Origin of the sequence: Bradyrhizobium sp. PRIMUS42, from assembly GCF_023006515.1 — a bacterium.
In the GTDB taxonomy this organism is placed as follows: domain Bacteria; phylum Pseudomonadota; class Alphaproteobacteria; order Rhizobiales; family Xanthobacteraceae; genus Bradyrhizobium.
Genome location: NZ_JALBGZ010000248.1, coordinates 1 through 8,282, shown reverse-complemented (window position 1 = coordinate 8,282; position 8,282 = coordinate 1). Strand labels below are relative to the sequence as shown.

The following is an 8,282-nucleotide window of genomic DNA, read 5'->3' as shown; positions in this document are numbered from 1 at the left end:
CGCCTCCGGACACCCCGCCACCACCTGTGACGGGATAGGATTGCGGCGCGGACACTGCCGGCGGCGGCAAGGGCTGCGACTGATAATAACCGGGCTGCGTCTGCGGCCGCGAATATTGCGGCAGCTCGCGCTGCGGCGGCGGTGCCTGCTGCACCGAACCGGTCTGCTCTGAGGCAAAGGGATTGGAGAAGTTCGACTGGGACAGCCGCGACGACATGTCGGCGCTGCACCCTGCGAAGCTGAAGGAGATCAGCGCCAGCACCGCGACCTGCGGTACGCGGCGCGAGTAAAGCAACTCGGCGACAGCGGACATGGTTACTCACTCGTACGCAACAGAACTGGTCTTTTAAGTAAACACGCGCCGAGTAAATAACGGCTTAACCCTCCCAATAAGATGTTGGCGGCACAGCCAATCCGGAAATCTACAGCTCCCGCGCCACTCCGGGCAGTGCCGGCACGAAGCGGACCTCGACGAGTTCCTTGCGCTCGATCCCGGATTCACCGCGGGTCAGGCGGATCAACGTCTGCACGCCCTGATGCGGGCCGACCGGCGCGATCAGGATGCCGCCAACCTCCAGCCTCTCGACCAAATTCTCCGGTATCTGCTCCATCGCGGCGGTGACGATGATTCGATTGAACGGGCCGATATTGGGCGGCAGATTGAGCCCGTCGCCAAGCATCACCTCGACATTGTGACAGTCCAGTTTTTCAAGCCGAGCGCGTGCAGCGTCTGCAAGCTTGCGATAGCGTTCGACCGTCAGGACCTGGCCGGCGAGCCGCGACAGCACGGCCGCCTGATAGCCGGAACCGGCCCCGATCTCGAGCACGCGGTGCTGTTTCCGGAGCTGGAGCTGCTCGGTCATATAGGCCACGACGAAGGGCTGGCTGATGGTCTGCCCGCAGGCGATCGGCAGCGCGCTGTCGCGATAGGCGCCGTCGCGATCGGCCTCGTCGACGAAGAGTTCGCGCGGCACCTCCTCCATGGTTCGCAGCACCGCCTGATCGCTGATGCCCCGACGCCTCAGCGTGAGCTGAAACATCATCTTTTCCGGCGGGTGCTGATTGGAGGTCATTTCCTGATTACGCTGTCTTGCCGGGGCCCGTGGGCGCTGAGCCCGGACGCCAGAATCGTGTTCCTGCTCGGGAACTCATGATACTCTTCGGGTAATGCATTTGACCACAAATTGGCTTGCCACGGACGAGCCGCGATGACCATTTTCAGGCATCCGTTGGTCGAAACGCGCATTGCGTCAATTCGTGTTATCTGCGAACGTTTTTGATAATGGGCAAGGACTCAACCATGACCGCGACAGGGCTTTCCGGCCGCTCTGTATTCCTCGTCGAGGACGAGGTGATGATCAGGATGATGGTCGCGGACATGCTCGAAGAGCTCGGTTACAAGGTCGCGGCTGAGGCCGGCGACATCACCGAGGCTATGCGGCTGGCCCAGGCGACCGAGTTCGACATTGCCATCCTCGACGTCAACGTCAACGGCAAGGTCATCTCGCCGGTCGCCGACGTGATCAAGGCCAAGGGCTGCCCGTTCATCTTTGCCACCGGCTACGGCTCCTCCGGCCTGCCCGAGCAGTACCGCGACCGGCCGGCGCTGCAGAAACCGTTCCAGCTCGACGCGCTCGGCAAGACCATCGAAGCCGCCCTTCGCGGCGGCTAGCTGAAATTCCGTAGCCCGGATGGAGCGCAGCGCAATCCCGGAATCGTGCCACAAGCAAAGCCGGCCCCGGATTTCGCTGCGCTCCGTCCGGGCTACGGCCTAGCCGCTACTTCAGCGTTGCGCTGAGCTCTTCCGAAAACGCTTCGTTGGTGCGGTCGAGCCTGAGCGGCGTGACCGAGACATAGCGCTCGCGAAGCGCCGCGAGATCGGTGCCGTCGGCCGGCGTATCCATCATCGCCGTGCGCTCGAAGCCGATCCAGTAGTAGGGATTGCCCCGTCCGTCCTTGCGCTCGTCGATCCGCAAGAAGCCGAGATTGCGCTTGCCCTGGCGCGTGACGCGGATGCCCAGCACATCCTCCGGCGCGCAGGACGGGAAGTTGACGTTGATGACGGTGTCCTTCGGGATGCCCGCGGCGATCACCTTGCGCAGGATGTCGGGCCCGAACCTGCGCGCGGTGTCCCAGGGCATGCGCTCGCGGGTCTCGACGCTGAACTCCTGCGACAGCGCGAACGACGGCAACCCCAGAATGGTGCCCTCCAAGGCGCCGGCGATGGTGCCGGAATAAACCACGTCCTCGGCGACGTTGCGGCCCTTGTTGACCCCGGACAGCACGATGTCGGGCAGTTTGGCACCCAGGATATGGCGCGCGCCCATGATGACGCAGTCGGTCGGCGTGCCGCGCACGGCAAAGTGCCGGGGCCCGACTTCGCGCAGACGCAACGGATCGTTCAACGACAGCGAATGCGACACGCCGGACTGGTCGAGCTCGGGTGCAACCACCCAGACATCGTCGGACAGGGCGCGCGCGATCTCCTCCACGACCTTGAGGCCGGGGGCGTGGATGCCGTCGTCATTGGTGCAGAGAATGCGCATGCGAAGGGTCGATTCCAAAATGGGGGGTCTGAGCCGTCTTATCCGGCTCTGGCCGATCAGGCAAACCGGCCGCTCGGGGCCCAGGTGGCAGGTTCCGGCTGAATCCTGTTACCGGCGGATGCGCCATTGCGGCAGAAAACGCGCCAGCCTGCCCTCCGCGCGCAGCTTCATCACCGGCAACACGGGGTTCACGACGGGCGCCTCGATCACGCCGAGCGCTTCCAATTGCGCAACGAACGGGTCCGACTCCGGCGCCTGCGGAAAGCGCTCGCGCGCCACCGTCAGCGCCTTGTCGAAGTCTGCTGCATTCACACCGGGCTTGGCGCGCCGGCTCTGCACGAGATCGTCGTCCCAGAGCCGCGCGATCTCGATGTCGAGCACACCGCGTAGGCGCTGGTCCACGGCCTGGATGCCGGCAGCCGTGACCGCCCATTGTCTGCCGACCCAGAAGATGTCGCGGTGCAAGGCCATGAACGGTAGGGTTCTCGTCGACGGGCCGGCAGGATAGCCGGCCGCCCGATCTTCGCAACCGATCGTTTCCAGCATTTCAGACGGGCGACGCGATTCTTGTCTTGACGCGTTTTCTTGACGCGAACCGGTATCCACTTCGCTCGAAAACGCTTTAGTCGCGCCCGATCACCTTTACGCCGCCCATATAGGGCTGAAGCACGTCGGGGACCGCGATCGAGCCGTCCTCCTGCTGATAGGTCTCCATCACGGCGATCAGCGCACGGCCGAGCGCGGTGCCGGAGCCGTTCAGCGTGTGCACGAAACGCGGCTTGCCGTCGGGACCGCGCGAGCGCGCGTCCATACGACGGGCCTGAAAGTCGCCGCAGACCGAGCAGCTCGAGATCTCGCGGAATGCCCCGCCCTCGCCCTGGCCCGGCATCCAAACCTCGATGTCATAGGTCTTTTGCGACGAAAAACCCATATCTCCGGTGCAGAGCGTCATCACGCGGTAATGCAGGTCAAGCCGGCGCAGCACTTCCTCGGCGCAGGCGAGCATCCGCTCGTGCTCGTCCTTGCTGGTCTCGGGCGTCGTGATCGAAACCAGCTCGACCTTGGTGAACTGGTGCTGGCGGATCATGCCGCGCGTATCGCGTCCCGCGGCGCCTGCCTCCGCACGAAAACACGGCGTCAATGCCGTCAACCGCATCGGCAATTGCTTCTCGTCGAGGATGGATTCGCGCGCAAGATTGGTGAGCGACACTTCCGCGGTGGGGATGAGGCCGAGGCGCTCCGTCCTCAGTCGCTCCTGGTCGGGCGCAGCGAGAAGCTCGCCCTTGATTGCCCAGAACTGGTCGTCCTCGAATTTCGGCAACTGGCCCGTGCCGAACATGATCTCGTTGCGCACCAGCAGCGGCGGATTGATCTCGGTATAGCCGTGCTCGTCGACGTGCAGATTCAGCATGAACTGGCCGAGCGCGCGTTCGAGCCGAGCCAGTCCTTTCTTGAGCACGACGAAGCGTGCGCCGGAGAGTTTTGCCGCCGCCTCGAAATCCATGTCACCGAGCGCGGTGCCGAGATCGTCATGCAGCTTCGGCGCGAAGCCGTAGTTGCGCTTGTTGCCGAACACGTGGTGCTGCACGTTGCCGTGCTCGTCGACACCGTCGGGTACTTCGTCGAACGGAATGTTCGGGATCGCGGACAGCTCTTTCGTCAGCTCCTCGTCGGCGGTCTTCGCGGCGGCCTCGAGCTGCGGCATCGTGGTCTTGAGCTCGGCGACCTCCGCCATCAGCTTGGCCGCGCGGGCCTCGTCCTTGGCCTTCTTGGCGTCGCCGATCTCCTTGGAGGCGGCATTGCGCCGCGCCTGCGCCTGCTCGGAGGCCAGGATCGCCGCCCGCCGCTTCTCGTCGATCGCGAGCAGCGAGGCCGACAACGGCTTCAGACCCCGCCGTGCGAGACCGGCGTCGAAGGCTTGCGGATTATCGCGGATCGATTTGATGTCGTGCATGGCTGTGGTCCTGGGGCTTGTTGCAAACCTGCAAATCGTGGATTTGCATTCATGCAAACATGCAAATAGCCGCTCCCCCCTAGCACAGCTGTCATCGCCCGCGAAAGCGGCCGATCCGGTATTCCAGAGACGCTAGTGATTCCCCGAGGGGCCGCGGCGTACTGGATTCCCCGCTCCAGTGCGCAATTGCGCACGAGGCGGGGACCCCGAGGGTATCGCCCCTACTCCGCCGGATTGGCCGGCGTCGAGACGTCGGTGCTGGTGGTCGCCTGCGCGGTTGCCGCCGCCTTCTTCTCCACGATCCCGACCGCGATGATCGAGCCCTCGTAGAGCGCCATCAGCGGGATCGCGAGCGAGCACTGGCTCAGCACGTCGGGCGGGGTCAGCACGGCCGCGATGACGAAGGCCATGACGATGAAATAGCGACGCTTCTCGCGCAGCATCTTCGAGGTCACGATACCGATGCGGCCGAGCAGAGTCAGGATCACCGGAAGCTGGAAGGCGATGCCGAAGGCGAAGATCAGCGACATCATCAGCGACAGATATTCGCCGACCTTGGGCAACAGCTGGATCTGAGCGGTCTCGTCGCTGCCGGCCTGCTGCATGCCGAGCGAGAAGCGGACCAGCATCGGCAGCACGACGAAATAGACCAGCGCCGCGCCGAGCACGAAGAAGAACGGGGTCGCGACCAGATATGGCAGGAAGGCCTGCTTCTCGTGCTTGTACAGCCCCGGCGCGACGAATTTGTAGATCTGCGTCGCCACGATCGGGAACGAGATGAAGCCGGCGCCGAACAGCGCGAGCTTGAGCTGGGTGATGAAATATTCCAGCAGCGCCGTGTAGATGAACTTGGAATTCTCCGGACCCGCGATCCACACGAACGGCCAGACCAGCACGTTGTAGATCTGCTTGGCGAAGAAGAAGCAGAAGATGAAAGCAATGCCGAATCCGAGCAGCGCCTTGATCAGCCGCGAACGCAGCTCGATCAGATGGTCCATCAGCGGGGCTTTGCTGGCCTCGATATCGGCGTCGCTCATGACGCTTTGGCGTCCTTGATCGCTTCGGATGGCGCGGTGTCCTGCGCAACCTGCGCCTGCTCGACCTCGCGGGTGATCGCGAGCGGCTCGTTCGCGGCCGCATGTGCCTCGGCTTCCATGAAGGTCGCGGGCGTCGGGGCCTCCGGCGTTGTGGGCGTCGCCGGCGCTTCACTTGAAGTCGCTGGCGCTTCAATTGAAGTCGCCGGAGGTTCAACGGCAGTCGTCGTGGAGGTCTCGGCGGGCTTGTCGAGCGCATCGACGCGGAGCGCGTCGCTGACGTCCTTCTGAAGCGAGGTCAGCGGATTGAATCCCGTGGCGGCTTCCTTGACCTCGTCGAAGCTCTTCTTGAGGTCGGCCATTTCGGCCTCGCGCATCGCTTCCTGGAACTGGCCCTGGAATTCGGCGGCCATCTTCCGCGCTTTGCCCAACCACTGTCCGACCATGCGCAGCACGCCCGGCAGCTCTTTCGGGCCGATGGCGATCAGGGCCACGACCCCGATGAGGACCAGTTCACTCCACCCGATGTCGAACATGAGGTCTTCCGTTCACGACAGCCGCAGCCGGCCCAACCCTTGCGCGCAGGATCGGGACGCTGGCCGCGTCTCGCGTGTTCTCTGGCTCAGACGGCCTTGCTGCCGACGTCGGACCGCGCCGCAGTCGGCGCGCCATTGTGTTCGATGGACTTGGCCGGCTCCGGCTTCTCGGCGGGCTTGTCGTCGTCCTGCATGCCCTTCTTGAATGCCTTGATGCCCTGCGCCACGTCGCCCATCAGATCCGAAATCTTGCCGCGGCCGAACAGCAGCAGGACCACTGCGATCACCAGGATCCAGTGCCAAATGCTGAGTGAACCCATCCTGCAACCCTCCAAACGCGCATGGCCGGGGACCCGGCCGATCTTGACCGGAACGTAGGCTTGGCAGGCCTCAAAAACAAGGACCAAGGCAGCGCCAATTCGCTGTCGGCACTACGTAATCTTGCTAGTGTTAACTGGTCGCAGGAGCCCGCAACAGCCGGGGTGTCACTCCTCGGTGCCCCCCTCGCCGGCGCCCTCTTTGCCACCGTCCGGCGTCTCTTCCGGGGTCTCGGGCTCGACCGCAGGCGCCAGCGCCAGATCGAGCTCGTCGCCCGGTTCCAGCGGATCCTCGTCCTCGCGGAGCTGCGGGTCGTCCGATGGCGTCGGCACGCTGAATCCGGTCGGCAGGCGCGAATCCAGCAGGCCCGTGCCTTTCAGCTCCTCGAGGCCCGGCAGATCGCCGAGCTGTTCCAGGGTGAACTGCGACAGGAAGTCCTCCGTGGTTCCGAAGGTCAGCGGACGGCCGGGCGTCTTGCGCCGGCCACGCGGCTTGATCCAACCGGTCTCCAGCAGCACGTCGAGCGTGCCCTTCGAGGTGACGACGCCGCGGATCTCCTCGATCTCGGCGCGCGTCACGGGCTGGTGATAGGCAATGATCGCGAGCACCTCGATCGCGGCGCGCGACAGGCGGCGGGTCTCGGTGCTCTCCCGCGTCATCAGCCAGGCGAGATCGCCGGCGGTGCGGAAGGTCCATTTGTTGGCGACGCGAACGAGATTCACCCCGCGCAAGGCATAGTCGGCCTGGAGCTGCTCGAGCGCGGCCTTGACGTCGACGCCGTCAGGCATGCGCTTGGCCAGCGTCGCGGTATCCAGCGGTTCACTCGAAGCAAACAGCAGCGCTTCCAGCAGCCGCAATTCCTCGGGACGTGCCTGGGATTCGTTCTCCATCGGCTCGGCCTCTTCTACCCGCACTTCAGCCAGGCTTGCCATGGCAGCTTCTCCTTCTTGCACTTAACCGACCGGCGCATCAGGCGCAGGAGCTGCGTCCGGGACCGGTTTCGGGCGCCCCTTTCGGAAATAGATGGGCGCAAACGCCTCTTTCTGGTTCAGCTCCAGCTGACCTTCTCGCACCAGTTCCAGCGCGGCCGCGAAGCTCGAGGCGAACACCGTCGCGCGCTGCGTCGGATCGGCGACATGCCGGACCAGGAAGTCGTCGAGCACGCCCCAGTCATCCTGTTCGCTGATGCTGCCGACCAGCCGCTCCAGCGTGGCGCGCGCCTCGGCGAGCGACCACACCGTGCGCTTGGCCAGATGCACGCTCGCCAGCACGCGCGACTGGCGCTGCGAGGCATAGGCGGTGAGCAAATCGTACAGCGTCGCCGTGTATTTCGGATGCTTGATCTCGGCGATCTGCTCGGGCTCGCCGCGCGGGAAAATATCGCGCAGCAATTGCTGTCTGTTCATCAGCCGATTGGCGGCTTCGCGAATGGCTTCCAGCCGGCGCAGTCGGTTGGCAAGCGCCGTCGCCATCTGCTCCGCGCTCGGGCCTTCCGCACTCGGCGGCTCCGGCAGCAGCAGGCGCGACTTCAGGAAGGCGAGCCAGGCCGCCATGACGAGGTAGTCGGCGGCAAGCTCCAGCCGGATCTTCCGCGCGGCTTCGATGAAGTGGAGGTACTGGTCGGCCAGCGCCAGGATCGAGATCTTGGCGAGATCGACTTTCTGCTGCCGCGCCAGCGCGAGCAGCAGGTCGAGCGGCCCCTCATAGCCCTCGACGTCCACCACCAACGCCGGCTCACCCTCGGCAAGCTCTGCGGGCCGCCCGGTTTCGAAGGATAGAATTTCTGCGGTCATGCGGTTGCCGTGTTTGCCCGTGCGATCAATGCATCCAGCTCAGTGCGTGCGGCGACGCGGTCGAGCGGCTGCGGCGCGTAGGTGTATTCGAGATAGCCGAT

At 64.6% G+C, this 8,282-nt stretch carries 10 protein-coding genes and 1 pseudogene; 1 reads left to right on the top strand and 10 read right to left on the bottom strand.

What is annotated here, in order from left to right; translation table 11 throughout:
* Both MOV75_RS19235 and MOV75_RS19230 read right to left on the bottom strand, forming a co-directional pair.
* Positions 1-313: pseudogene (locus MOV75_RS19235) on the bottom strand (peptidoglycan-binding LysM); the annotation flags it as partial.
* Between the two features lie 109 nt (positions 314-422).
* Positions 423-1,073: a protein-L-isoaspartate(D-aspartate) O-methyltransferase gene (locus MOV75_RS19230; RefSeq protein ID WP_247006390.1), complete on the bottom strand. Its 651-nt coding sequence runs from the start codon at positions 1,071-1,073 to the stop codon at positions 423-425.
* 227 nt (positions 1,074-1,300) lie between these two features.
* Here MOV75_RS19230 and MOV75_RS19225 point away from each other — a divergent pair, with 227 nt between their 5' ends.
* Positions 1,301-1,672 (top strand): response regulator, encoded by a 372-nt coding sequence (locus tag MOV75_RS19225; protein ID WP_008547195.1) that lies wholly within the window; start codon positions 1,301-1,303, stop codon positions 1,670-1,672.
* A 106-nt stretch (positions 1,673-1,778) separates the two neighbouring features.
* Here MOV75_RS19225 and surE read toward each other — a convergent pair whose 3' ends face one another.
* The 8 genes from surE to MOV75_RS19185 all read right to left on the bottom strand — a co-directional run bounded on the left by surE (position 1,779) and on the right by MOV75_RS19185 (position 8,181).
* Complete coding sequence (surE, locus tag MOV75_RS19220) at positions 1,779-2,546, bottom strand: 5'/3'-nucleotidase SurE (protein WP_246927412.1); 768 nt, start codon at positions 2,544-2,546, stop codon at positions 1,779-1,781.
* Between the two features lie 108 nt (positions 2,547-2,654).
* On the bottom strand, positions 2,655-3,017 hold the full coding sequence (locus MOV75_RS19215) for a hypothetical protein (protein WP_246927418.1): 363 nt from the start codon (positions 3,015-3,017) through the stop codon (positions 2,655-2,657).
* A gap of 151 nt (positions 3,018-3,168) precedes the next feature.
* Entirely contained in the window at positions 3,169-4,500 is a 1,332-nt protein-coding gene (gene serS / locus MOV75_RS19210) for a serine--tRNA ligase (protein WP_246927410.1), read from the bottom strand.
* Positions 4,501-4,721: 221 nt separating this feature from the next.
* Positions 4,722-5,537: a twin-arginine translocase subunit TatC gene (gene tatC / locus MOV75_RS19205; protein ID WP_246927402.1), complete on the bottom strand. Its 816-nt coding sequence runs from the start codon at positions 5,535-5,537 to the stop codon at positions 4,722-4,724.
* On the bottom strand, positions 5,534-6,070 hold the full coding sequence (gene tatB, locus MOV75_RS19200) for a Sec-independent protein translocase protein TatB (protein ID WP_246927400.1): 537 nt from the start codon (positions 6,068-6,070) through the stop codon (positions 5,534-5,536). Before tatB ends, tatC begins: the two co-directional genes overlap by 4 nt.
* An 86-nt stretch (positions 6,071-6,156) precedes the next feature.
* Positions 6,157-6,390: a twin-arginine translocase TatA/TatE family subunit gene (locus tag MOV75_RS19195; protein WP_018317874.1), complete on the bottom strand. Its 234-nt coding sequence runs from the start codon at positions 6,388-6,390 to the stop codon at positions 6,157-6,159.
* 165 nt (positions 6,391-6,555) lie between these two features.
* Entirely contained in the window at positions 6,556-7,320 is a 765-nt protein-coding gene (gene scpB, locus MOV75_RS19190) for an SMC-Scp complex subunit ScpB (protein ID WP_246927398.1), read from the bottom strand.
* 21 nt (positions 7,321-7,341) lie between these two features.
* Entirely contained in the window at positions 7,342-8,181 is an 840-nt protein-coding gene (locus MOV75_RS19185) for a ScpA family protein (RefSeq protein ID WP_018317872.1), read from the bottom strand.
* Positions 8,182-8,282 lie beyond the last annotated feature (101 nt).